Below are 23,796 nucleotides of genomic sequence, written 5' to 3'. Positions count from 1 at the left end.
GGTACAATGGAGCGGTTAGAAAAGTAATTTATACATACAAACATATAGTATGACTATTTGAATAAAGAACTGAAAAAAGCCCTTAATAGGGGATTAGTTTATAACGAGGTGAATGGGGCATTGTTATCGGAATTATCGATTAGAAACTTTGCTATTATTGAGGCATTAAATATTTCTTTTCAAAAAGGGTTAACGGTTTTAAGTGGTGAAACAGGGGCCGGAAAGTCGATTATTATCGATGCGATTAGTTTACTTGTAGGTGGCCGTGGTTCAGCGGAATTTGTTCGATACGGAACAGAAAAGGCTGAGATAGAGGGGCTATTTTATGTAGAAGATGATAAGCATCCGTGTATTGAAAAGGCAGAAGAGTTGGATATAGAAATAGAAGATGGCATGATTATTTTGAAGCGTGATATCGCTGCAAACGGAAAAAGTGTATGTCGTGTAAATGGGAAACTGGTTACCCTTAGTATATTAAAGGAAATTGGAAAAACACTTGTTGATATTCATGGGCAGCACGAAACACAAGATTTAATGAATGAAGAGCGTCATATGTTTATGCTTGATCATTTTGATGGAGATCGCATTGTTAAACAATTGGGTATATATCAAAATGTATACGCTGACTATGAGAAGTTAAAGAAACAGTTAAAATCGTTAAGTGAAAATGAACAACAAATGGCGCATCGCTTAGATTTAATTCAATTCCAGCATGAAGAAATCAGTAAAGCGGATTTAAAGATGGATGAAGAAATTGAATTAACTGAAGAACGATTACAAATTTCTAATTTCGAAAAAATTTACAAAGCATTAGGCGATGCATATCGCTCGTTAAGTGCTGACGGACAAGGGTTAGATAATGTACGAAGCGCAATGGGACAAATGGAGAGTATTACACATTTAGATGAAGTGTATCAAGAAAATCATGATTCAATTGCAAATAGCTACTACTTATTAGAAGAAGTTGCATATCAACTTAGAGAAAAGCTCGATATGATGGAATATGATCCGAATCGTTTAGATGAAATTGAAACGCGTTTAAATGAAATTCGTATGCTAAAGAGAAAATATGGAAATACTGTAGAAGAGATTTTAGCGTATGCTGATAAAATTGAACAAGAAATTTTTACAATTGAAAATAAAGACGTTCATATTGAAACGACGAAGAAGCAGTTGAAGGAGTTAGAAAGTGTTATTCTGAAAGAAGCAACTTTGTTAAGTAATATGCGTCATGACCTTGCGGAGCATCTTACAAATGCCATTCATCAGGAATTAAAAGAACTATATATGGAGAAAACAAAATTTGAAGTGAGAATCATGAAGCGAGAAGGAAATGCTGAAGAGCCTCTTGTGGAGGGAGCCCCGGTAAGACTTACGGCGGATGGCTACGATCATGTGGAATTTTATATTTCAACAAATCCAGGTGAGCCACTAAAACCACTTTCAAAGGTCGCTTCTGGCGGAGAGTTATCTCGTATTATTTTAGCTTTAAAAAGCATTTTTTCTAAGCATCAAGGTGTTGCATCTGTTATTTTTGATGAAGTGGATACGGGTGTAAGTGGTCGAGTTGCACAGGCTATTGCGGAAAAAATTTATCGAGTATCAGTAAACTCGCAAGTACTTTGTATTACGCACTTACCTCAAGTAGCTTCAATGGCGGATTCACATTTATTTATTCGAAAACAAGTAGCGAATGATCGGACGATTACATCAGTTACCGTTTTAACTATGGAGGATAAAGTAACGGAAATAGCTCGAATGATTTCTGGTGTGGAAATTACAGATTTAACGACAGAACATGCGAAAGAATTACTTACGCAAGCGCATCATTTTAAACAGACAGCAGAGGCTATCCAGTAATGGATAGCTTTTTTTCTCAAATGATGATTTCTTAATTCTTCCGGTTATAAATAAAGCACTGCAAGGAGAGATTAAAAAGTGAAGCCAAGAGGCTGAATGTGGGGTAGGAGCGAGGAGAGTGAACAAATTGAGATTAGAAAGATTTCGCAAAATAATAGGTCTTTGTCTCCTTGTTTCTTTAGTTTTTATTGGGTGTTTTAAACCGCTTCGGACGTTTATTTCATCTCCGAAGCAACTTGTTGTTTTTGAAGGGCAACAATCAGAAATAGCGTCATTACCAGTTTTTAAAGCTTCATCTACAGATAGTCATGTGTTTACAGTAAGTTCAAATGAACAAAAACAAGGACTTATGGTAAATTCTCATCAAAATGGTGAAGCAGATATGGTGTTTCAGCTTGCTGGTTTTCCAGTGAAAAAAGTAAATGTGAAAGTATTGAAAGATTTCAAAGTTATTCCAGGCGGACAATCAATTGGTGTGAAGTTAAACACAAAAGGGGTACTTGTTGTAGGCCATCATTTAATTCAAACTGAAAAAGGGAAAGTATCTCCTGGTGAAACAGCTGGTGTGCAAATTGGAGATATGATTACTGAAATTAATGGTAAAACGATTGAAAGAATGAGTGATGTAGCACCATTTATTCATAATAGTGGTGAAACAGGCGAACCGCTTAATCTGGTTTTGTTAAGAGATGGGAAACATATCCGCACGAAGTTAACACCACAAAAAGACAGTGGGGAATCGTCTTATCGCATTGGTTTATATATTCGTGATTCGGCAGCTGGAATTGGGACAATGACATTTGTTCATCCTGATTCCATGAAATATGGGGCACTTGGTCATGTCATTTCTGATAACGATACGAAAAAGCCGATTCAAGTCGAAGATGGACAAATTATGCGTTCAACAGTTACATCAATTGAAAGAGGTAGTCATGGGAATCCAGGAGAGAAATTAGCGAGGTTCTCACCAGATCGTGAAGTGATTGGTAATATTACCATAAACAGCCCATTTGGTATATTTGGGAAATTAAATACAAATATACCAAATGGCGTAATGGATAAAGCAATGCCGATTGCACTATCTCATCAAGTAAAAGAGGGACCGGCAAAAATATTAACAGTTATTGATAAAGATAAAGTAGAAGCATTTGATATTGAAGTTGTTAGTACAGTACCGCAAAAGTTTCCAGCTACAAAAGGCATGGTAATAAAAGTAACAGACAAACGTTTATTAGCGAAAACGGGTGGGATCGTACAAGGCATGAGCGGAAGTCCAATTGTACAAAACGGGAAAGTAATTGGTGCTGTTACACATGTATTTGTAAATGATCCAACATCAGGATATGGTGTTCATATTGAATGGATGTTACATGAGGCTGGAATTAATATTTATGAACAAGAAAGAAAAGCGAGCTAATTATTAATTAGCTCGCTTTTCTTTTGAAAAATTCGTTGAAATTTTGTAAAAGCTCCGCAAGAGGTGTTTTTTGTTGTAAAATAAAAGAAAAGGGTTGAACGTTTCGTTGTATTTCTATGATGGAATGTGTTGCGAAAGGGAATAAATGAACGATAAACATATTTTTTTGTGATTTTATCGGAAAGTAACAAACTTTAAAAGGGAATTTTCACACAATTGTCGAACAATTCATGTAGCCTAGAAGGATACACATGTCGGAGAATCGATTCGGTAAGGGAGGAAAAGCTGTGGAGAAAATTAAAGTATGTCTTGTGGATGATAATAAAGAATTAGTATCAATGTTAGAGAGTTATGTAGCTGCTCAAGATGATATGGAAGTAATTGGTACTGCTTATAATGGTCAAGAGTGTTTAAATTTATTAACTGATACGCAGCCGGATGTACTTGTTTTAGACATTATTATGCCACATTTAGATGGTTTAGCGGTACTAGAGAAAATGCGACATATTGAAAGACTAAGACAGCCTAGCGTAATTATGTTGACAGCATTTGGACAAGAAGATGTGACGAAAAAAGCAGTTGACTTAGGTGCTTCATATTTCATATTAAAACCATTTGATATGGAGAATTTAACGAGTCATATTCGTCAAGTGAGCGGTAAGGCGAATGCTACCATTAAACGTCCACTTCCATCTTTCCGTTCAGCAACGACAATAGATGGAAAGCCGAAAAACTTAGATGCAAGCATTACGAGTATCATTCATGAAATTGGTGTGCCTGCTCATATTAAAGGGTATATGTATTTAAGAGAAGCAATCTCTATGGTGTACAATGATATCGAATTACTTGGATCGATTACGAAAGTATTGTATCCAGATATCGCGAAGAAATATAATACAACAGCAAGCCGCGTCGAGCGTGCAATCCGTCACGCAATTGAAGTAGCATGGAGTCGTGGGAATATTGATTCTATTTCGTCCTTATTCGGTTATACAGTATCCATGTCAAAAGCAAAACCTACGAATTCCGAATTTATCGCAATGGTTGCGGATAAGCTGAGACTTGAACATAAGGCTAGCTGAGAGTAAAAGTAATAAGGAATTTAAGTTTTAGTAAAGCTTAATCATTCTTTAAATTTATACTCGATATTAAATGTAAAACCAATAAATTTTTTATTTAATGACCAATGAATTTTAGGATTCGTTGGTCTTTTTATTTTATTGAGAACAAGAGGTCATTTGATATCATGGAAGATAAATCCTGTTTTTAGTAATATTACATATAAGTGAGTTTTTTTATAAGATAATTAAATAGGTATAGATAGGGAGAAGGGGAATGAAAAATAAAATATTAACTTGGCTAGGAATAGTAGCAGCTATCGGAGTTCTTGCTGTTGCAGTTACATTTGGAATGTTAGAACTTGCCGATAATCCAGTAGATAAAGAAGTGAATGCTCAAATAGATAAAAAAGAAGATCCAACGATAGTAGGTAGAGAGGTAGATGGAGTCTTTGTTGATGTGTATGTTACTGAAAATTCTACCGAAAGCGAAGTCATTACAGTGATGCATCACATGACTCATCAAAAAGTAGTGGCAGAACGAAAATCAGAATCCATTCCAATGATTCAAAAAAATGCTGGAAAATTAAAGGGAATCATAAATAAGAGTGGCTTTGCGAAAAAAAATGAGCTTTTAGAGATTGCTGATAGATGGGCGAAAAAAGATTTTAGTCAAATTGTAGAAGATCACAATTATTTCTCGGATGCCCAAGAAGGTAGCACTTGTAAAGCCACTAGAGCGATGGATGCGGTAGAAGAGCAACATTATATTTTAACTACATTCGGGGAGGAAAAAGCGAAAGAACTATACGATTCAGGAGATGCGCCACATGTGCAATAAAATGAACCTTTGATTAGTAGGAGCTCCCATCCCGCATCTAACGCCTTCTTCAAATGGTGTGCTGGGATTCTTACTGCCTGTAAATAGTGAGATAAACTATAGATTATGAAGAAGCTTCCTTTTAGGGAGTTTTTTTATTTCCTTCGATTTAAGGGTTTTTGAGGGGATATATGTAAATTTATGTAGAAAAATGAAGTGGAAAGAAGGGCATATACAGAGAATACGTGGGTTTGACATCATAATCTCTATAACGTATCATTGATTGGGAAAAGTTAGAGATATAGGAGAATGGATGAATGACTTTTAAAAAAATAGTGAATCGAGCTTACCCAATCATTGTTATGACGGTGTTTTTATCTATATTTTCAATGATAGTAAGTAAATTTTTTATCCCGAAAACAATTTTGATGAGTGGTGAATTTCCTTATCCGACTGAGGAGTATACTCCCAAAAAGGTCGGTGCTGTTATAGGGGCGACGTTGCTTTTATTTGCGCTCTTCTTTATGTATTATAAATGGGTTATTAATAAAATGAAAAAAACGTACACAAATATTATAATTGCTTTAGGTATCGTAATTATTTTAACGATGGAAATAATTATTACTTCCATAGCATTTAACCCTGTTGTAGGAGATTATGCTATCCTTAAAGAAGGAATGGTCTCTGTGTTTAAGGGAGATAATCATTTTTTAGAAATGGGACAGCTTCTATTTTATCCATATAATACACATATTGTATTATTAGGGGGATATTTTGCTAAATTGGTAGGAAGTGTAGATCTAGCAATAAAAATATTACCAATAGTATGCATAACAGGTAGTATCATTTTAAATGTATTGATTGTAAAGAAAATTACAAACTTTAAAGTTGCTCACATATCGATTGTGTTATCTGTACTAAACATTTTTATATATTGGCAGGCGCCAGTTTTCTATACGCATACGTTAGTAATATTTTTTATTTCAGCAACGATGTATACATATTTATGTTTGAAAACAGCGGAAACAAAAAGAATGAAGATTATTTTATGGATTTTATTAGGAGTTTTCGCAGCTTGTACTTATATTATAAGACCGACGGCATTGGCGGTAGCGTTAGCAATTTTAATTGAAAATATTTTTAAGTTTCGTAAGAAGTATTCCGTAAAGGTATTAAGTAGTGTTTTATTTTGTTTAATACTTATTGTAAGTTTTAAAGGTATAACGACAAAGTTAAATCTCAGCACCGATAATGAAATTGAAAAAATTCCATATACCCATTGGGTACAAATGGGTTTGAATAAAGATACGTATGGTGTTTGGAATCAGGCGGATACAGATTATATTAATGATGAAAACATAAAAAATACAAAGGATTTGGATGAACATAATAAAAAAGTTATAGTACAGCGCTTTAATGAACTTGGCGTAATGGGTTATGTACGGCATTTAAATGAAAAAATAACTAGAGAATGGGTATCGAGCCAGTTCTCCATGTACCGTATTGGAGAATGGTTTGAGCAGAAGAACGACACGATAACTAATTACGTATCGAACTATAGTACAACGAATTATAAAATCGTTACTGTATATTCGTATGTTATTAAATTATTTGTTTATGTAGCTGTTTTAGCGGCTATTATACTTTATAAGAAGAAAGATGAAAATGAATCAGAAGTTATACGGATTGCAATGATTAGTACGTTAGGCGTGTTTACTTTCTTATTACTATGGGAAACAGCTCCTCATTATACTTATGAAGCATTTGCATTTATGAATATTCCAGCTTCTTTAGGATTATATAAATTGTTTATGATTTTTAACAAAGAAAAGAAAAATGCATAATTTGAGTAATTGAAACGAGTAGTAAGAAGCCCCCTCTTTTATTAAAAGAGGGGGCTTCATTTAATTGACTATAAATATTTGAAAAAAAGATTAAATGGAATCATAGTATATCCGTTAAGGGATTTTAGCAGGGGAGTCATCCATGATATAATAGAAAATAATAAAAAGCCCTGCAAAACAGGACTGTATTATTCTTCGTCTTTATTTTGTTTTTCTAATTCAACTAACTTTTGAATTAAAATGTGCTGCGGCATATGCATAAGTTGTTCGAGCGGAACACCTAATGCTTTTGATAGGCGGACTGCAGTGTCTGGAGAAATTTGTAATGGTCTCATAGAGGTACCTCCTTTTTCGTATAGTATAGCATAAGATTGGGGGAGTGAGGATGACTCTTATATTTGCACATCGTGGTGCAGCGGGAACGTACCCAGAAAATACAATGATTTCATTTGAAGCAGCTGAATCTTTTAGAGCAGATGGAATTGAACTTGATGTTCAATTAACGAAAGACGGAAAAGTTGTCGTCATTCATGATGAAACAGTGAACAGGACAACAAATGGAAAAGGTGCGGTTCGAAATTATTTATATGAGGATTTATGTAAATTAGATGCGAGCTATAAATTTGATGATAAAGTAGGATTTTGTAAAATACCTCTTTTAGAAGAGGTGTTAGAATGGATTGAAAAAACAGAGTTGCTACTTAATATTGAACTTAAAAATAATAAAATCCCATACAGAGGTTTGGAAGAAGAAGTTATAACGCTTGTACGGAAATGTAATCTAGAAGAGCGCGTTATATTTTCTTCATTTAATCACTACAGTATGAAAAGATGTCATATGATGGCTCCTGATATTCAAACAGCGATTTTATATCGCGAAGGTTTGCATAGTCCGTGGGCATATGCGAAAAAAATGGGCGCTACAGCAGTGCACCCTAATTATCGTTATCTTCAAGATGCCGTTGCCGAACTAACGATGGAGAGTGGTGTAGAGGTTCGGCCCTATACAATTAATGAAGAAACACTTATGCGTAAATATTTCGATATGAATATTTCGGCGATTATTACTGATTACCCTGAAACGGCAAGAATGTTAATGCCAATAAAAAAATGAGACCGCGTGTAACGGTCTCATTTTTTTATTTATAAATAGTGGGGCTTTCCTATCTTTTAAAGCGAGCTTGTACTTTATTTCGTTTGCGGTCTCGGTGTAAGACGAAGCCGCCAAAGATATAAAACCCGAGCCCGAAGCAAAGGGCGCCAATTAAAAATTGTAACGAGAGTATAGAGAGTGGGGGAAATAGAATCCCGAATACAGTATCTCTCATTAACTTAATGCCAAACACAGCTAATGAAATAGGGATGAGTGCTAATAATAGAGCAAGGTAACGCTGCATGTAAACTCTCCTTTTCAGATTATTTCGTTTATTTTAATGATGTTATATGAAAAGGGGGTTTGTCAAGAGGGGGCTGAACGAGTAAGATAAGGGTGTGAAAAATTTTGCAGAGATACTTCGGGAGGAAGTGTAATATATGAAACAAAAAGTTGTAATTGTTGGTGCAGGTGAAGGTGGCAGTACACTACTGAATCTGTTGCAAAGTTCGAATATATTTCAAATTATAGGGATTATTGATATAAATCCGATAGCGACAGGGTTACAAATGGCTAAAGAATACGGGGTTACAATTGGAGAGAGTGTAACGCCGTTTCTTTCTATGCACATTGATGTAATGTTTGATATGACAGGTGACGCTGATTTACATAAAGATTTATTAAAGAAAAAGCATAAAGATACTCTTCTTATACCAGGTGATATTGCGAAAATTGTAACGAGATTAGCACATGAGAAGGAAGATTTAATTGGAAAGTTAGAAGAACAAACGCAGCAAGGTGATTTAATTTTAAATTCTACGCATGACGGTATGATTGTAATCGATCGAGAGGGACAAGTTCGCCTATTTAATAAAAGTGCAGAGCGTATTATCGGGTATAAAAAAGAAGATGCGATAGGGAAATATATTTTAGAAGTTATCCCGACTAGTAAGTTGCTTCGTATTATACGTACGAAACAAATAGAAGTAAATTATGAACTGACATTAGAGAATGAAAAGAAAATTATTACAACCCGTATTCCGATATTAAAAGAGGGAGGAGAGGTACAAGGGGCATTTGCGATTTTTAAAGATATAACAGAAGTTGTAGATCTTGCGGAAGAAGTTACGGATTTAAAGGAGATTCAAACGTTACTTGAGGCGATTATCAACTCGTCTGAGGAAGCAATTTCGGTCGTGGATGAAAAAGGAAGAGGGTTAGTAATTAACCCTGCGTATACGAAATTAACAGGTTTAACAGAAGAGGACATTATTGGGAAACCGGCTACAACCGATATTGTAGAAGGTGAAAGTATGCATATGAAAGTACTTCGAACGCGTAGGGCGGTACGTGGAATACATATGAAGATTGGACAAAAGAAGCGTGATGTAATTGTTAACGTAGCGCCAGTTATAGTGGATGGGATATTGAAAGGAAGCGTTGGTGTAATTCGTGATGTATCAGAAATTCAAAAGTTAACAAATGAATTGAATAGGGCAAGGCAAATTATTCGAACGTTAGAAGCGAAATATTCATTTGATGACATTGTCGGAAATTCAGATGAAACAACGGCTGCTATTGAGCAGGCGAAACTTGGGGCGAATACACCAGCAACAGTATTACTACGCGGAGAATCTGGAACGGGTAAAGAATTGTTTGCACATGCAATTCATAATGGAAGTAATCGGAAATATAATAAATTCGTTCGTGTAAACTGCGCTGCTATTTCCGAGACTTTATTAGAAAGTGAATTATTCGGTTATGAGGAAGGTGCATTCTCAGGAGCAAAAAGAGGCGGAAAACGAGGTTTTTTTGAGGAAGCGAATAACGGTAGTATCTTTTTAGATGAAATAGGAGAATTGTCTGCAAATACGCAAGCGAAACTCCTTCGCGTGTTGCAAGAAAAAGAAATTGTAAAAGTTGGTGGAACGAAAGCGATACCTATCAATGTCCGGGTAATTGCAGCGACACATGTGAATTTAGAAAAGGGAATTCTAGAAGGAGAGTTTAGAGAGGATTTATATTATCGATTAAATAAAATTCCAATTCAAATCCCGTCTCTTCGTCAACGTAAGGGGGACATACCATCGATTGCAGAAAGGTTAATTCAAAAAATTAACCAAGATTATGGCCGAAATGTAGAAGGGCTTACTGATTCAGCGGTTTCATATTTACAATCATATGAATGGCCAGGAAATGTAAGGGAACTTGAGAATATTTTAGGACGAGCTATTATCTTTATGAATTATAACGAAATATATATTGATGTACATCATTTACCACCTTTACATAAAGAAGAGCAGACGGAGTTAAAACAAAATAACTTATTACCGGAATTAGAAGAAAAGCCACTTGAACATTTAGTGACAGAGTTTGAAGGGAATATCATTCATGAATATTTAGAGAGATTTGATGGAAATAAAACAAAAACTGCAAGAGCATTAGGAATTTCAGTTCGAAATTTATATTACAAGCTAGAAAAGTATGACTGTGCAAAAAATAGCATGCAATAAATTGCGTACCGTGCAATTTATTGCATGGTATACAAAATACGACAAATAAAGACAGAATGTTTTGTTATTTTTCAAAGTATTGATTTTACTGCATTTTGAATGCGTTTTCATTATTGGTAAGACCACTTTTAAAAGTTGGCACGGTATTTGCTTTATAAATAGACGAGGGACGACGGAAAGGGTTGATTACAAAATATGAAGTTAGAACACTTAATTGATCAAGCAGCAGGACAGCCTAAAAAAACTGTGGCTGTAGCAGTAGCTGAAGATCATGAAGTAATTGAAGCTGTAGCGAAAGCAATTAAATTACAGCTAGCTCAATTTCGTCTATATGGAAATCAAGAGAAAATAATGGGGATGCTACAAGAACATGGTTTACAAACTTCAGAAGACATTGAAGTGATTGCAGCAGCGTCAAGTGCTGAGGCCGCGGAACTTTCTGTTAAAGCTGTAAGAAATGGCGAAGCAGATGTGCTTATGAAGGGGAACATCCCAACAGCTAATATTTTGAAAGCTGTATTAAATAAAGAGTGGGGACTTCGTAAAGGTAGCGTACTTTCACACGTTGCAGCATTTGAAGTTCCGAATTACGATCGCCTTATTTTTGTTACAGATGCAGCGATGAACATTGCACCTGATGTAACACAAAAAGCTGCTATTATACAGAATACTGTAGAAGTTGCCCAGGCAATAGGAATAGATTTGCCAAAGGTAGCACCAATTGCAGCGGTAGAGGTTGTGAATCCTGCGATGCAAGCGACAATTGATGCAGCGATGTTAACTCAAATGAATCGCCGCGGACAAATTAAAAATTGTGTCGTTGATGGACCACTTGCTTTAGATAATGCAGTATCACAAATTGCAGCAGAACATAAAGGCATAGTAAGTGATGTAGCAGGTAAGGCAGACATTTTACTCGTCCCAACGATTGAAGCTGGAAATGTGCTATATAAATCACTCGTATACTTTGCGGATGCAAAAGTAGGAGCAATGATTGCTGGCGCAAAAGCACCGATTGTTTTAACATCTCGTGCTGATTCAGCAGAAACAAAAGTATATTCATTAGCATTGGCAGTTGCGACTGCTTCAAAATAAACCAAATAGGGTAAAACACTAGGGGGAAACGACAATGACATTAGAAATCTTCGAATACTTAGAAAAATATGATTATGAGCAAGTAGTATTTTGTCAAGATAAAGAATCTGGTTTAAAAGCAATCATTGCAATTCATGATACAACACTTGGACCGGCTCTTGGTGGAACAAGAATGTGGACATATGATTCTGAAGAAGCGGCGATTGAAGATGCATTGCGTCTTGCAAAAGGGATGACATACAAAAACGCAGCAGCTGGCTTAAACTTAGGTGGTGCGAAAACAGTAATTATCGGTGATCCACGTAAAGATAAGAGCGAAGCGATGTTCCGTGCATTAGGACGCTACATTCAAGGACTAAACGGACGTTACATTACAGCTGAAGATGTTGGTACAACAGTAGATGATATGGATATTATCCATGAAGAAACTGACTTTGTAACAGGTATTTCACCATCATTCGGTTCTTCTGGTAACCCATCTCCAGTAACTGCATACGGTGTTTACCGTGGTATGAAAGCAGCTGCGAAAGAGGCTTTCGGTACTGATAATTTAGAAGGAAAAGTAATTGCTGTTCAAGGCGTTGGTAACGTAGCATATCACCTATGCAAACATTTACATGCTGAAGGAGCAAAATTAATCGTTACAGATATTAATAAAGAAGCTGTACAACGCGCGGTAGAAGAATTCGGTGCATCAGCAGTTGAGCCAAATGAAATTTACGGTGTTGAATGTGATATTTACGCACCATGTGCATTAGGCGCAACAGTTAATGACGAAACTATTCCACAACTTAAAGCAAAAGTAATCGCAGGTTCTGCAAATAACCAATTAAAAGAAGATCGTCACGGCGACATGATTCATGAAATGGGTATTGTATACGCACCAGACTATGTTATTAATGCTGGTGGTGTAATTAACGTAGCAGACGAGTTATATGGATACAATAGAGAACGTGCACTAAAACGTGTTGAGTCTATTTATGACACAATTGCAAAAGTAATCGAAATTTCAAAACGCGATGGCATAGCAACTTATGTAGCAGCAGATCGTCTAGCTGAAGAGCGCATTGCAAGCTTGAAAAACTCTCGTAGCACATACTTACGCAACGGTCACGATATTATTAGCCGTCGCTAATCATTCATATATAACTTTTACAAAAGGTGTGGTTACCTCTTATGAGGTCTCCACTTCCTTTTAAATTTATTAGTGGAGGTAGCAACATTGTCTGTAAATCGAATTCTTGTTATTAACCCAGGTAGTACATCCACAAAAATTGGTGTTTTTGATAATGAAAGACCTGTTCTAGAAGAAACGATTCGTCATGACGTAGAACAGATTGGAAAATATAAGCGAATTATCGACCAATATGAGTTTCGTAAAGAAACGATTTTAGAAGTTCTACATTCTCATGGTATTAACATTTCAAAATTAAACGCTGTTTGTGGGCGTGGTGGATTACTTCGTCCAATCGAAGGCGGTACGTATACAGTAAACGATGCAATGTTAGAAGATTTGAAAAATGGGTTTAGTGGTCATCACGCTTCAAATCTCGGAGGCATTTTAGCTTATGAAATTGCTTCGGGATTAAATATTCCTGCATTCATTGTGGATCCTGTCGTTGTAGATGAAATGGAGCCGATTGCTCGTATAAGCGGTATTGCTGGCATGGAACGCAAAAGTATCTTCCATGCATTAAATCAAAAAGCAGTTGCTCGTAAAGTAGCTGACCAATTAAATCACAAATACGAGGATTTAAATTTATTAGTTACACATATGGGCGGCGGTATTACAGTTGGTGCTCATAAAAAAGGAAAAGTTATCGATGTAAATAATGGCTTAAACGGAGAAGGACCATTTAGCCCAGAGCGTGCTGGTACAGTACCAGTAGGACAGCTAGTTGAAATGTGTTTCTCTGGTGAGTATTACCGAGACGAAATGGTGAAACAGCTTGTCGGACAAGGTGGACTTGTAAGTCTAATCGGTACAAATGATGCAATTAAAGTAGAGCAAATGGTTGAAAAAGGTGATCCTGAAGCAACTCTTATTTATAAAGCAATGGCATATCAAGTTGCAAAAGAAATTGGCGGAGCTAGCGCTGTGCTTCACGGGAAAATCGATGCAATCGTATTAACTGGTGGACTTGCGTACAGTAAAATTCTTGTTGATGAAATAAAAGAACGAGTGGACTGGATTGCAGATGTTATCGTACATCCAGGGGAAGATGAGTTAGAAGCGTTAGCAGAAGGAGCACTTCGTGTATTACGTGAAGAAGAAGCGGCGAAAGAGTATGTTGTAAGAGAAAAACAAACAGTAGCTAGGGGTTGAGATAATGGCAAGAGAATATGATTTAGTCATCGTTGGCGGCGGTACTGGTGGATATGTTGCTGCTATTCGCGCATCACAACTAGGTTTAAAAACTGCACTTGTTGAAAAAGAAAATCTTGGTGGTACTTGTTTACACAAAGGATGTATTCCTAGTAAAGCCCTTTTACGTAGTGCGGAAGTATACGCAACTGCTAAAAAAAGCGAAGAGTTCGGGGTTATTGCAAGTAATGTAGAACTAAACTTTGCGAAAGTGCAAGAGCGTAAAGAGAAGATTGTAACGCAACTTCATAAAGGCGTTCAACACTTAATGAAACAAGGTAAAATTGATGTGTTTGAAGGTATTGGCCGTATTCTTGGCCCATCTATTTTCTCTCCAATGCCAGGGACAATTTCAGTTGAACTTGCAAGTGGAGAAGAGAATGAAATGTTAATTCCAAAAAATGTACTTGTTGCAACAGGTTCTCGTCCGAATTCATTACCAGGTTTAGAATTAGACGGAGAGTATGTAATGTCTTCCGATCATGCTCTAAAAATGGAAACGCTTCCTAGCTCGATAATTATCGTTGGTGGCGGTGTAATCGGTATTGAGTGGGCATCTATGCTTGCTGACTTCGGTGTAGAAGTTACAGTGTTAGAGTATGCGAAAACGATACTACCACTAGAAGATCAGGACGTTTCAAAAGAAATGCAACGTCTATTCAAGAAAAAAGGTATTAAAGTGGTAACTGGTGCAAAAGTATTACCAGAAACATTGGTAAAAGATAATGGAGTAACAATTCAAGCTGAACATAACGGTGAGAATAAAGAATTTAAAGCAGAAAAAATGCTTGTATCTGTAGGAAGACAAGCCAATACGCAAAATATTGGTTTAGAGAATACGGATATCGTTGTGGAAAAAGGATACATTCAAACAAATGAGTTTTATCAAACGAAAGAATCTCATATTTACGCAATCGGAGATGTAATCGGTGGCTTACAACTTGCTCATGTTGCTTCTCATGAAGGAATTGTTGCAGTAGAACATATTGCTGGTAAAGAAGTTACACCAATTGATTACTCTATGGTATCAAAATGCGTATATAGTAGTCCGGAAGTTGCTTCTGTTGGTTTAACAGAACAAGAAGCGAAAGAAAAAGGCTATAAGTTAAAAGTAGGTAAGTTCTCATTCCGTGCAATCGGAAAAGCACTTGTATACGGCGAATCAGATGGTTTCGTAAAACTTGTAGTTGATGAAGAAACAAATGACATTCTTGGTGTTCATATGATTGGACCACATGTAACAGATATGATTTCTGAAGCTGGTCTTGCAAGAGTACTTGATGCAACACCGTGGGAAGTAGCACATACAATTCATCCGCATCCATCATTATCTGAGGCGATTGGTGAAGCAGCATTAGCTGTAGATGGAAAAGCGTTACACGCATAAAAATGTGGATTCAGGAGGTTATGAAAAATGGCAGAAGTAAAAGAAAAGCGCCATGAAGAGCTTGGCTTAAGTGATGAGCAAGTATTAGAAATGTTCCGTACGATGTTACTTGCACGTAAAATCGACGAACGTATGTGGTTATTAAACCGTGCTGGTAAAATCCCATTCGTAATTTCTTGTCAAGGACAAGAGGCGGCACAAGTTGGAGCAGCATTCGCTCTTGATAGAGAGAAAGATTATGCATTACCATACTACCGTGATATGGGTGTTGTACTAGCGTTCGGTATGACAGCTAAAGAGCTTATGTTGTCTGCTTTCGCGAAAGCTGGGGATCCAAACTCTGGTGGTCGTCAAATGCCTGGTCACTTCGGTCAAAAGAAAAATCGTATTGTGACAGGATCATCTCCAGTAACAACGCAAGTACCACATGCAGTTGGTATTGCATTAGCTGGAAAAATGGAAAAGAAAGATTTAGTAACGTTTGTTACATTTGGAGAAGGTTCTTCAAACCAAGGTGACTTCCATGAAGGGGCAAACTTTGCGGGTGTACACAAACTACCTGTTATTTTCATGTGTGAAAATAATAAATACGCAATCTCTATTCCAGTTGAAAAACAATTAGCATGTAAAAACGTGTCAGACCGTGCAATTGGTTACGGTATGCCTGGATATACAATAGACGGAAACGATCCGCTTGCAGTATATAAAGCTGTAAAAGAAGCAGCAGACCGCGGCCGTCGTGGTGAAGGCCCAACTTTAATTGAAACAGTTTCATATCGTTTAACAGCACATTCTAGTGACGACGATGATCGTGTTTATCGTGATAAAGAAGAAGTAGAAGAAGCAAAGAAAAAAGATTCAATTATAACTTTTGCAGCTTATTTAAAAGAAGCTGGCGTATTAACTGAGGAATTTGAAAAACAAATGTTAGACGAAATTATGCATATCGTAAATGAAGCCACAGAATATGCAGAAAATGCTCCGTATGCAGCACCTGAAGATGCATTGAAGCACGTATACGCAGAATAGGGGGGAACGTTTCATGGCTGTAATGTCTTATATTGATGCTATTACATTAGCAATGCGCGAAGAAATGGAACGCGATGAGAAAGTATTCGTTTTAGGAGAAGATGTTGGTAAAAAAGGTGGCGTATTTAAAGCGACAAACGGATTATATGATCAATTTGGTGAAGATCGTGCGCTTGATGCACCGCTTGCAGAATCTGCAATTGCTGGGGTAGCAATTGGTGCGGCAATGTATGGTATGCGTCCAATCGCTGAAATGCAGTTTGCTGATTTCATCATGCCAGCAGTAAACCAAATTGTTTCTGAGGCAGCAAAAATTCGTTATCGTTCTAATAACGATTGGACTTGTCCAGTTACAATTCGTGCGCCATTTGGCGGGGGTGTTCACGGTGCATTGTATCATTCACAATCTGTGGAAGCGATGTTTGCGAACCAACCAGGTTTAAAAATTGTTATTCCTTCTACACCGTATGATGCAAAAGGCTTATTAAAAGCAGCAATTCGTGATGAAGATCCAGTATTATTCTTCGAACATAAACGTGCATATCGCTTAATTAAAGGTGAAGTGCCAGAGGATGATTACGTATTACCGATCGGAAAAGCAGATGTAAAACGTGAAGGTGATGATATTACTGTTATCACATACGGATTATGTGTTCATTTTGCTCTTCAAGCAGCTGAAAAGTTAGCACAAGATGGCATCTCTGCACATGTTCTTGATTTACGTACTGTATATCCATTAGATAAAGAAGCAATCATTGAAGCAGCTTCTAAAACAGGTAAAGTTCTTCTTGTAACAGAAGACAATAAAGAAGGAAGTATTATGAGTGAAGTGGCAGCAATTATTGCTGAAAACTGTCTGTTTGATTTAGATGCGCCAATCGCACGTCTTGCAGGTCCAGACGTTCCAGCAATGCCATATGCACCAACAATGGAAAAATTCTTTATGGTAAATCCAGATAAAGTTGAAAAAGCAATGCGTGAACTTGCGGAATTTTAATCGGGGGGACTATACATGGCTGTAGAAAATATTACAATGCCTCAGCTCGGGGAGAGCGTTACAGAGGGCACAATTAGTAAATGGCTTGTTAATGTTGGCGATCACGTAAATAAGTATGATCCGCTTGCAGAAGTAATGACTGATAAAGTAAATGCTGAAGTACCATCTTCTTTCACTGGTATTGTGAAAGAATTAATCGCTGGTGAAGGTGATACGTTAGCTGTAGGTGAAGTCGTTTGTGTGATTCAAGTAGAAGGCGCAGATGAAGTAGCAGCAACAGCTGTTGAAGAAAAAACAAAAGAAGAACCAAAGGCAGAAGTAGCTACGCCTGAAAAAGCACCGAAAGCAAAACAACCAACTGATGGAAAACCACGTTTTTCACCAGCTGTTTTAAAAATTGCGGGTGAGCATAACGTTGATTTAGATCTAGTAGAAGGTACGGGAGCAAATGGCCGTATCACTCGTAAAGATATTTTAAAGCTAGTGGAATCTGGAAATATTCCGCAAGTAGGTGCGAAGAAAGAGGAAGCGGTAGCAGCAGTAGTAGAAGCGCGTCCAGAAGCAACAAAAGCAGCGCCAGTAGCACAAAAAGTAGAAGCTGCGAAACCAGTTTCTGTACCAACAATGCCTGGCGATATCGAAATTCCAGTAACAGGTGTGCGTAAAGCAATTGCTGCGAACATGTTACGTAGTAAACACGAAGCGCCACATGCTTGGATGATGATTGAAGTAGATGTGACAAACCTTGTGTCATACCGTAATTCAATTAAAGGTGATTTCAAAAAGCGCGAAGGCTTTAATTTAACGTTCTTTGCTTTCTTCGTAAAAGCAGTAGCACAAGCGTTAAAAGAGTATCCTCAAATCAATTCAATGTGGGCTGGCGATAAGATCGTTCAGAAGAAAGATATTAACCTTTCTATTGCTGTTGCAACAGAGGATGAACTATTTGTACCAGTAATTAAACACGCGGACGAGAAGACGATTAAAGGTATCGCTCGTGAAATTACAGAGCTTGCAGGAAAAGTACGTACGAAATCGTTAAAAGCGGATGAAATGCAAGGCGGAACATTTACAATTAATAACACAGGATCATTCGGTTCTGTTCAATCTATGGGTATTATTAATTACCCACAAGCGGCTATTTTACAAGTTGAATCAATTGTAAAACGCCCAGTAATTATGGATAACGGTATGTTCGGTGCTCGCGACATGGTTAACTTATGTTTATCACTTGACCACCGTGTACTAGATGGCCTAATTTGTGGTAAGTTCTTAGGACGTGTAAAAGAAATTCTGGAAAATACGTCAGAAAATAATACATCTGTATATTAATAAAAAGCTCGCTTATGCGAGCTTTTTATCATCTTATTTCTTCATTTGCATCCTACTATATGTACAACACTTTTCCCGGCAATCTTACAATGAACGAGTATGTATTAGAAATTTACGAAAATACATTGCTGATATATGGTATATAGATATAAAATAAAAAAAGAATAATTTTTTTGGCAAATCTTACTGACGAAACTGTAGTATAATATATTGTATTGTATGAAAAAGAGAGTTATTCTATATAAGTGTTTTATAGATAATGTGTAATCAGTCGTCAAAACATGAAGAATGTTGACTCCTGGTTTTTTATTTTGCTGTAACAATGTTTCAGGAGGATGTCATGAAAAGAAGTACCGAGTTTCTAAAAAGTTTAGATGTAAAATTAATATTAATTTTGTTTGCATTATGTGTTACGAGTATAGCTGCTATATATAGCAGTCAGCAAACTGGCCAATATGGAGAGGCAAACTTTGCGATGAAACAGGGTTTGAACTACATAATTGGAGTTGTATTGTTACTGCTTGTTGCAAGCATCGATTTAGATCAATTACAAAAATTGTCTTGGCCACTTTATATCGTTGGATTTGGTTCACTTATTCTTTTGAAAATACTACCGGTTTCCACTTTCACACCTGAAAAATTAGGTGCAAAAAGATGGTTTGTGTTTCCGTTAGTTGGACAAATTCAACCATCTGAGTTTTTCAAAATTTCATTGCTTCTCGTAGTAGCAAGTATAGCAGTGAAACATAATGCGCAGTATATGGCGAGGACATTCCAAACTGATTTACAATTAGTAGGTAAAATTATGCTAGTATCGCTACCACCTATGGCTGTTGTATATAGCCAACCAGATACAGGTATGGTGTTCTTATATGCTGCTGCAATTGCATGCATTTTATTTATGTCAGGTATTCAAAAGAAATTGATAGCATTGTGTACAGTTATTCCGGTGACCATATTATCTGCGTTAATATTTATTTACCTAAGGTATAGGGATTTCTTCTTTAATAATTTAGTTACTTTACTAAAACCTCACCAACAGTCGCGTATTGTAGGTTGGTTAGATCCATTTGAAAATGCGGATCAAGGTTATCAAACGAAGCAATCGATCTTAGCTGTAGGTAGTGGAGGTATGGAAGGAAAGGGATTTGGCGAAGGGAATGTCTATATCCCAGAGAAGCATACTGACTTTATTTTTGCTACAATTGCCGAAGAAGGTGGATTTATCGTAGCGGCGTTAGTTGTATTCTTGTTCCTATTACTACTATATCGAACAATTATTATTGGTTATTCTGCTGATAATTTATTCGGTACATTATTATGTGCTGGATCAATCGGAATATTAACGGTTCAAATATTCCAAAACATCGGTATGATCGTTGGATTAATGCCTGTAAAAGGGATTGCATTACCTTTCTTATCATATGGGGGAAGTTCCTTATTCTCCAATATGATTATGATGGGTCTTATATTATCGGTACGGAAAACGTATAAAAAGTATATGTTTTCTGTTAAGTAAAAAAGCTGGTTCGTGTAAAAACGAACCAGTTTTTTTACATATATGCTCTTAAACGTTGCAAACTAAAACAGAATAGCAGTTTGAGACGGGTAAGGAGTGCAAAGTGATGCATATGCATATTTTTGAAGGGGCACGGCATCTATCTAATAGTGAATGGGTTATTCGGGCTATTATAGCATACATATTTTTAATATTAGTTGCGAAAGCGATGGGGCAAAGGTCCATTGCCCAACTTCGTTTTTTAGATGTTGTATTAGTATTATTGCTTGGTGGGAATATTTCTAATGCATTATCTGATGAAAAAGTAGGATTACTCGGCTCGATGATTACAACGTTCATACTCGTTGTACTTCACATTATAAGCTCAGTCTTAATGTTGAAATGGGATAGATGGAGACGCTTTTTAGAGCCAGCACCTATCATTCTTATACACAATGGTTCCATTGATTTTAGCAATTTGAAAAAAGCGAGAATTACGGTGGAATATTTATTTTCAGAAATTCGTATGCGAAATGTGAGCGATATTCAAACGATTAAATTAGCATTGTGGGAAGCGAATGGTGTTGTTTCTATATTTCAGTATCCAGAATATGAAGCAGTTTCGCGGCTTGATCTGAAAGTGGCGGGAAGAAGATCTCCAGTTTCTTTTGTATTAGTAAAGGATGGGAGGATTCAGCAAGATGTTCTAGCTTTAGTAGGAAAAACAGAAGAATGGGCGAGAGAATTTCTAGAGAAGAGTGCAGAAGTCGAATCCATTATGTTAGCTACAGTAGATGAAGCTCATAAAATAAATATTTTGTTAAAAAAATGAAAAATATACGCATTTTGTCGTTTCATACATATGATACAATAGTGTGGACAACGAAAAAGGAGGGATACGATGGGATATGTAGAGGAGTTACGAAAAGTAGTTGGTCATCGCCCTTTAATTTTAGTTGGTGCTGTTGTACTCGTTATAAATGAACATGGATATGTATTATTACAGCAAAGAACAGAGCCTTACGGAAAATGGGGATTGCCTGGCGGGTTAATGGAGCTTGGCGAATCACCAGAAGAAACAGCTTGCCGTGAAGTATATGAAGAGACAGGAATAGAAGTGAAGAACCTACGATTAATTAATGTATTTTCTGGAGCGAACTATTTTACAAAACTAGCAAATGGTGATGAATTTCAATCCGTAACGACAGCCTATTATACAGAAGAATATGAAGGGGAGTTTGTTATGAATAAAGAAGAAGCGGTTCAGCTTACATTCTTCCCACTAACAGAACTACCTGATTATATTGTAGGATCGCATAAAAAAATGATTGTTGAATATATGAAAATTATGGAAAAGTAAGATACAATAGTAGAAGAAATACAAAAACACAGTTCTGGTTGGTAGTCCAGTCGCATGATCTCATGTCAGTAACCTTCCCCCTCCGGGATGTCCAGTATTTCTAATATTTTTTAGGAGGGGCTGTCGATGGAGTTGACAGTATATCATGATGGTCAATTTTTTGTAGGAATTATTACATGTAAAGAAAAAGGTAAATTGTATGGTGCGAGGTATATTTTTGGAACGGAACCGTCAGACGAAGAAGTGCTTATATTTGTAAATGGTCCACTGTTAGCATATTTTCAGCACTTTGCAAGATGTGGTGTGGAAGTGAAAGAAAAACAGCGTCCAAAAAGTATAAAGCGTATCATACGACAAGCGGCAAAAGAAGTAACTGTAAAACGGTTTACAAAGGCGCAGGAGGCAATTAGTTTATCTTACGAGTTGCATAAACAAGAAAAGCGAGTGCAATCTAAAGAGAAACAAGAAGCTGAAAAGCAAAGAAGACGTTTAATAAAGGCACAAAAGGCAAAGCAAAAACATCGAGGTCATTAAAAAAAGGTGTTAGAGCGGGAGCTCTAACACCTTTTCTACGCTGAAATACAAGTAAACTTACTTGTATTTCATAAACATTAACTGGTAAGATACAAATAGGTAGTTTTAGAGGAGGGAAAAGATTGATTAATTTTAACTTTTTTATGAATGATGTTGTCCGCCAAGCGCGTGAAGAGATTGTCTCTGCTGGATATACAGAATTGACGACGCCGGAAGCAGTAGAAGAAGCGTTTAAAAGAAATGGAACAACACTTGTAATGGTAAACTCTGTATGTGGTTGTGCAGGCGGTATTGCTCGTCCTGCTGCTGCGCATTCCGTACATTATGATAAACGTCCTAACCATCTTGTAACGGTGTTTGCAGGTCAAGATAAAGAAGCAACAGCAACAGCTCGTGAATATTTCGAAGGATATCCACCTTCTTCTCCATCATTCGCTTTATTAAAAGATGGAAAAATTGTAACGATGGTAGAACGTCATGAAATTGAAGGTCATGAACCAATGCAAGTTATTGCAAAACTACAATCTTATTTCGAAGAGAATTGTGAAGAACTATAAATATAAGTGAAAAGGCGGTACGTCCACACAGAAGTGGATGTACCGCCTTTTTTTATTTAGTAATAAAATTTATGGAACATGCATAGTCGTGTTATTTTATGCATTGTTTTATACATGATAAACGTTGTTAATATTGTTATTTTATTTATTTTTATTTTATATATTGCATAAAAATGAAAGTGCTGATACAATACAAACATCGAATAAATATTCTATTAAACTTTTAAATATACATCATTAGGGGGAAGAAAGATGAAGAAGTTATTATCAATATCGTTTGCACTTATTTTAATTGTAAGCATGTTCAGCGCTTGTAGTAATGGGGAAGAAAAGGCTACTGGAAAAAATAAGAAAATACTGGTTATGGGGACTTCAGCGGATTATAAACCATATGAATACGTAGAAGCTTCAAAAAGTGATGAAATTATCGGCTTTGATGTTGATGTTGCTAAATATATCGGAAAAGAACTTGGTTATGAAGTGAAAGTGAAAGATATGGATTTTGGTGGTTTATTAGCATCTCTTAGCTCAGGAAAAGTTGATTTCGTAATGGCAGGTATGACGCCAACGGCAGAGCGTAAAAATAATGTTGATTTTACAGATATTTATTTTGTTGCAAAAAACATGGTCGTTTCTAAAAAGGATTCTAACATTAAATCTGTAGAGGATTTAAAAGGGAAAAAAGTAGGGGTACAAACAGGATCTATTCAAGAAGAGAAAGCAGCTGAATTTAAAAAACAAGTAGATTTCAAAGTTGAGGGACGTGACCGTATACCAGAAATCGTACAAGAAATTAAAGCGGGTCGTTTTGACGCTGCAATTATAGAAGATACAGTTGCTAAAAATTATTTAGAAAAAATGAAAGAATTACAAGGAATTGAAATTAAAGAAGCACCAGAAGAAGTAGGAGCAGCAATTGCCCTTCCGAAAAACAGTGATAAAACAGCAGAATTTAATAAAGTAATTAAAAAAATGCAAGAAAATGGAGAAATGGATAAATTAGTGAAGAAATGGTTTGGCAGCGAAAAATAAGCTGC

The 23,796-nt window shown here is 36.4% G+C and carries 22 protein-coding genes; 20 read left to right on the top strand and 2 right to left on the bottom strand.

What is annotated here, in order from left to right; genetic code table 11:
• Positions 1–120 precede the first annotated feature (120 nt).
• The 5 genes from recN to KZZ19_RS20365 all read left to right on the top strand — a co-directional run bounded on the left by recN (position 121) and on the right by KZZ19_RS20365 (position 6,999).
• Positions 121–1,860, top strand: coding sequence for a DNA repair protein RecN (recN, locus tag KZZ19_RS20385; RefSeq protein WP_088097702.1), 1,740 nt, complete (start codon positions 121–123; stop codon positions 1,858–1,860).
• A 118-nt stretch (positions 1,861–1,978) separates the two neighbouring features.
• Positions 1,979–3,277 carry a SpoIVB peptidase gene (gene spoIVB / locus KZZ19_RS20380; RefSeq protein WP_088097701.1) on the top strand — a complete coding sequence of 433 codons (1,299 nt, stop codon included), beginning with the start codon at positions 1,979–1,981 and terminating at the stop codon, positions 3,275–3,277.
• Between the two features lie 287 nt (positions 3,278–3,564).
• Positions 3,565–4,359, top strand: coding sequence for a sporulation transcription factor Spo0A (spo0A, locus tag KZZ19_RS20375; protein ID WP_140392546.1), 795 nt, complete (start codon positions 3,565–3,567; stop codon positions 4,357–4,359).
• Positions 4,360–4,612: 253 nt separating this feature from the next.
• Positions 4,613–5,176, top strand: a complete 564-nt coding sequence (locus KZZ19_RS20370; protein WP_237979467.1) for a PRK06770 family protein — start codon at positions 4,613–4,615, stop codon at positions 5,174–5,176.
• 296 nt (positions 5,177–5,472) lie between these two features.
• Positions 5,473–6,999 carry a glycosyltransferase family 39 protein gene (locus KZZ19_RS20365; protein ID WP_237979465.1) on the top strand — a complete coding sequence of 509 codons (1,527 nt, stop codon included), beginning with the start codon at positions 5,473–5,475 and terminating at the stop codon, positions 6,997–6,999.
• A gap of 188 nt (positions 7,000–7,187) precedes the next feature.
• On the opposite strand, the gene KZZ19_RS20360 is transcribed toward KZZ19_RS20365, so the two are convergent.
• Positions 7,188–7,334, bottom strand: a complete 147-nt coding sequence (locus KZZ19_RS20360) for a YycC family protein (protein WP_001247671.1) — start codon at positions 7,332–7,334, stop codon at positions 7,188–7,190.
• Positions 7,335–7,384: 50 nt separating this feature from the next.
• On the opposite strand from KZZ19_RS20360, the gene KZZ19_RS20355 reads away from it, so the two are divergent.
• A complete protein-coding gene (locus KZZ19_RS20355; RefSeq protein ID WP_237979464.1) occupies positions 7,385–8,113 on the top strand; it encodes a glycerophosphodiester phosphodiesterase in 729 nt (242 codons plus the stop codon).
• A gap of 49 nt (positions 8,114–8,162) precedes the next feature.
• On the opposite strand, the gene KZZ19_RS20350 is transcribed toward KZZ19_RS20355, so the two are convergent.
• Positions 8,163–8,396, bottom strand: coding sequence for a DUF2627 domain-containing protein (locus KZZ19_RS20350; protein ID WP_237979462.1), 234 nt, complete (start codon positions 8,394–8,396; stop codon positions 8,163–8,165).
• Between the two features lie 136 nt (positions 8,397–8,532).
• Between KZZ19_RS20350 and KZZ19_RS20345 the strand changes: the two genes are divergently transcribed.
• The 14 genes from KZZ19_RS20345 (at position 8,533) to KZZ19_RS20280 (ending at position 23,791) form a co-directional block, all read left to right on the top strand.
• Positions 8,533–10,605 (top strand): sigma-54 interaction domain-containing protein, encoded by a 2,073-nt coding sequence (locus KZZ19_RS20345; RefSeq protein WP_237979460.1) that lies wholly within the window; start codon positions 8,533–8,535, stop codon positions 10,603–10,605.
• Positions 10,606–10,800: 195 nt separating this feature from the next.
• On the top strand, positions 10,801–11,700 hold the full coding sequence (gene yqiS / locus KZZ19_RS20340) for a phosphate butyryltransferase (RefSeq protein WP_237979458.1): 900 nt from the start codon (positions 10,801–10,803) through the stop codon (positions 11,698–11,700).
• A 34-nt stretch (positions 11,701–11,734) separates the two neighbouring features.
• Positions 11,735–12,835, top strand: coding sequence for a leucine dehydrogenase (locus KZZ19_RS20335; protein WP_016086354.1), 1,101 nt, complete (start codon positions 11,735–11,737; stop codon positions 12,833–12,835).
• 87 nt (positions 12,836–12,922) lie between these two features.
• Complete coding sequence (gene buk, locus KZZ19_RS20330; RefSeq protein ID WP_000115778.1) at positions 12,923–14,026, top strand: butyrate kinase; 1,104 nt, start codon at positions 12,923–12,925, stop codon at positions 14,024–14,026.
• Positions 14,027–14,030: 4 nt separating this feature from the next.
• Positions 14,031–15,452, top strand: coding sequence for a dihydrolipoyl dehydrogenase (gene lpdA / locus KZZ19_RS20325; protein WP_000090438.1), 1,422 nt, complete (start codon positions 14,031–14,033; stop codon positions 15,450–15,452).
• Positions 15,453–15,479: 27 nt separating this feature from the next.
• Complete coding sequence (gene bfmBAA, locus KZZ19_RS20320) at positions 15,480–16,481, top strand: 3-methyl-2-oxobutanoate dehydrogenase subunit alpha (protein WP_000852549.1); 1,002 nt, start codon at positions 15,480–15,482, stop codon at positions 16,479–16,481.
• A 13-nt stretch (positions 16,482–16,494) separates the two neighbouring features.
• Positions 16,495–17,478, top strand: a complete 984-nt coding sequence (bfmBAB, locus tag KZZ19_RS20315; RefSeq protein WP_237979457.1) for a 3-methyl-2-oxobutanoate dehydrogenase subunit beta — start codon at positions 16,495–16,497, stop codon at positions 17,476–17,478.
• A 15-nt stretch (positions 17,479–17,493) separates the two neighbouring features.
• Positions 17,494–18,810: a dihydrolipoamide acetyltransferase family protein gene (locus KZZ19_RS20310; protein ID WP_237979456.1), complete on the top strand. Its 1,317-nt coding sequence runs from the start codon at positions 17,494–17,496 to the stop codon at positions 18,808–18,810.
• A 340-nt stretch (positions 18,811–19,150) separates the two neighbouring features.
• The gene (locus tag KZZ19_RS20305) at positions 19,151–20,329 is read left to right on the top strand and encodes an FtsW/RodA/SpoVE family cell cycle protein (RefSeq protein ID WP_237979455.1); all 1,179 of its coding nucleotides are present in this window, start codon (positions 19,151–19,153) and stop codon (positions 20,327–20,329) included.
• A gap of 106 nt (positions 20,330–20,435) precedes the next feature.
• Positions 20,436–21,140: a DUF421 domain-containing protein gene (locus tag KZZ19_RS20300; RefSeq protein ID WP_098341812.1), complete on the top strand. Its 705-nt coding sequence runs from the start codon at positions 20,436–20,438 to the stop codon at positions 21,138–21,140.
• Between the two features lie 69 nt (positions 21,141–21,209).
• Positions 21,210–21,668 (top strand): NUDIX hydrolase, encoded by a 459-nt coding sequence (locus KZZ19_RS20295; protein WP_098341813.1) that lies wholly within the window; start codon positions 21,210–21,212, stop codon positions 21,666–21,668.
• 126 nt (positions 21,669–21,794) lie between these two features.
• The gene (locus tag KZZ19_RS20290) at positions 21,795–22,202 is read left to right on the top strand and encodes a YjdF family protein (RefSeq protein ID WP_237979454.1); all 408 of its coding nucleotides are present in this window, start codon (positions 21,795–21,797) and stop codon (positions 22,200–22,202) included.
• Between the two features lie 143 nt (positions 22,203–22,345).
• Positions 22,346–22,759: a BrxA/BrxB family bacilliredoxin gene (locus KZZ19_RS20285; RefSeq protein ID WP_002008492.1), complete on the top strand. Its 414-nt coding sequence runs from the start codon at positions 22,346–22,348 to the stop codon at positions 22,757–22,759.
• 252 nt (positions 22,760–23,011) lie between these two features.
• Positions 23,012–23,791 (top strand): transporter substrate-binding domain-containing protein, encoded by a 780-nt coding sequence (locus KZZ19_RS20280; protein WP_237979453.1) that lies wholly within the window; start codon positions 23,012–23,014, stop codon positions 23,789–23,791.
• Positions 23,792–23,796 lie beyond the last annotated feature (5 nt).

The organism is Bacillus thuringiensis, from assembly GCF_022095615.2.
In the GTDB taxonomy this organism is placed as follows: domain Bacteria; phylum Bacillota; class Bacilli; order Bacillales; family Bacillaceae_G; genus Bacillus_A; species Bacillus_A cereus_AG.
The sequence above is the reverse complement of the archived record's forward strand: the minus strand, read 5'-3'. Positions and strand labels throughout refer to the sequence as shown.

What these genes read in the sequence shown, in the direction of transcription:
- KZZ19_RS20285 (WP_002008492.1), top strand. Translation starts at nt 22,346, where the DNA reads ATGAATGATGTTGTCCGCCAAGCGCGTGAAGAGATTGTCTCTGCTGGA.
- lpdA (WP_000090438.1), top strand. Translation starts at nt 14,031, where the DNA reads ATGGCAAGAGAATATGATTTAGTCATCGTTGGCGGCGGTACTGGTGGA.
- KZZ19_RS20305 (WP_237979455.1), top strand. Translation starts at nt 19,151, where the DNA reads ATGAAAAGAAGTACCGAGTTTCTAAAAAGTTTAGATGTAAAATTAATA.
- KZZ19_RS20310 (WP_237979456.1), top strand. Translation starts at nt 17,494, where the DNA reads ATGGCTGTAGAAAATATTACAATGCCTCAGCTCGGGGAGAGCGTTACA.
- KZZ19_RS20280 (WP_237979453.1), top strand. Translation starts at nt 23,012, where the DNA reads ATGAAGAAGTTATTATCAATATCGTTTGCACTTATTTTAATTGTAAGC.
- KZZ19_RS20370 (WP_237979467.1), top strand. Translation starts at nt 4,613, where the DNA reads ATGAAAAATAAAATATTAACTTGGCTAGGAATAGTAGCAGCTATCGGA.
- KZZ19_RS20295 (WP_098341813.1), top strand. Translation starts at nt 21,210, where the DNA reads ATGGGATATGTAGAGGAGTTACGAAAAGTAGTTGGTCATCGCCCTTTA.
- KZZ19_RS20355 (WP_237979464.1), top strand. Translation starts at nt 7,385, where the DNA reads ATGACTCTTATATTTGCACATCGTGGTGCAGCGGGAACGTACCCAGAA.
- KZZ19_RS20365 (WP_237979465.1), top strand. Translation starts at nt 5,473, where the DNA reads ATGACTTTTAAAAAAATAGTGAATCGAGCTTACCCAATCATTGTTATG.
- KZZ19_RS20345 (WP_237979460.1), top strand. Translation starts at nt 8,533, where the DNA reads ATGAAACAAAAAGTTGTAATTGTTGGTGCAGGTGAAGGTGGCAGTACA.
- yqiS (WP_237979458.1), top strand. Translation starts at nt 10,801, where the DNA reads ATGAAGTTAGAACACTTAATTGATCAAGCAGCAGGACAGCCTAAAAAA.
- KZZ19_RS20360 (WP_001247671.1), bottom strand. Translation starts at nt 7,334, where the DNA reads ATGAGACCATTACAAATTTCTCCAGACACTGCAGTCCGCCTATCAAAA.
- bfmBAB (WP_237979457.1), top strand. Translation starts at nt 16,495, where the DNA reads ATGGCTGTAATGTCTTATATTGATGCTATTACATTAGCAATGCGCGAA.
- KZZ19_RS20350 (WP_237979462.1), bottom strand. Translation starts at nt 8,396, where the DNA reads ATGCAGCGTTACCTTGCTCTATTATTAGCACTCATCCCTATTTCATTA.
- KZZ19_RS20300 (WP_098341812.1), top strand. Translation starts at nt 20,436, where the DNA reads ATGCATATGCATATTTTTGAAGGGGCACGGCATCTATCTAATAGTGAA.
- KZZ19_RS20290 (WP_237979454.1), top strand. Translation starts at nt 21,795, where the DNA reads ATGGAGTTGACAGTATATCATGATGGTCAATTTTTTGTAGGAATTATT.
- KZZ19_RS20335 (WP_016086354.1), top strand. Translation starts at nt 11,735, where the DNA reads ATGACATTAGAAATCTTCGAATACTTAGAAAAATATGATTATGAGCAA.
- bfmBAA (WP_000852549.1), top strand. Translation starts at nt 15,480, where the DNA reads ATGGCAGAAGTAAAAGAAAAGCGCCATGAAGAGCTTGGCTTAAGTGAT.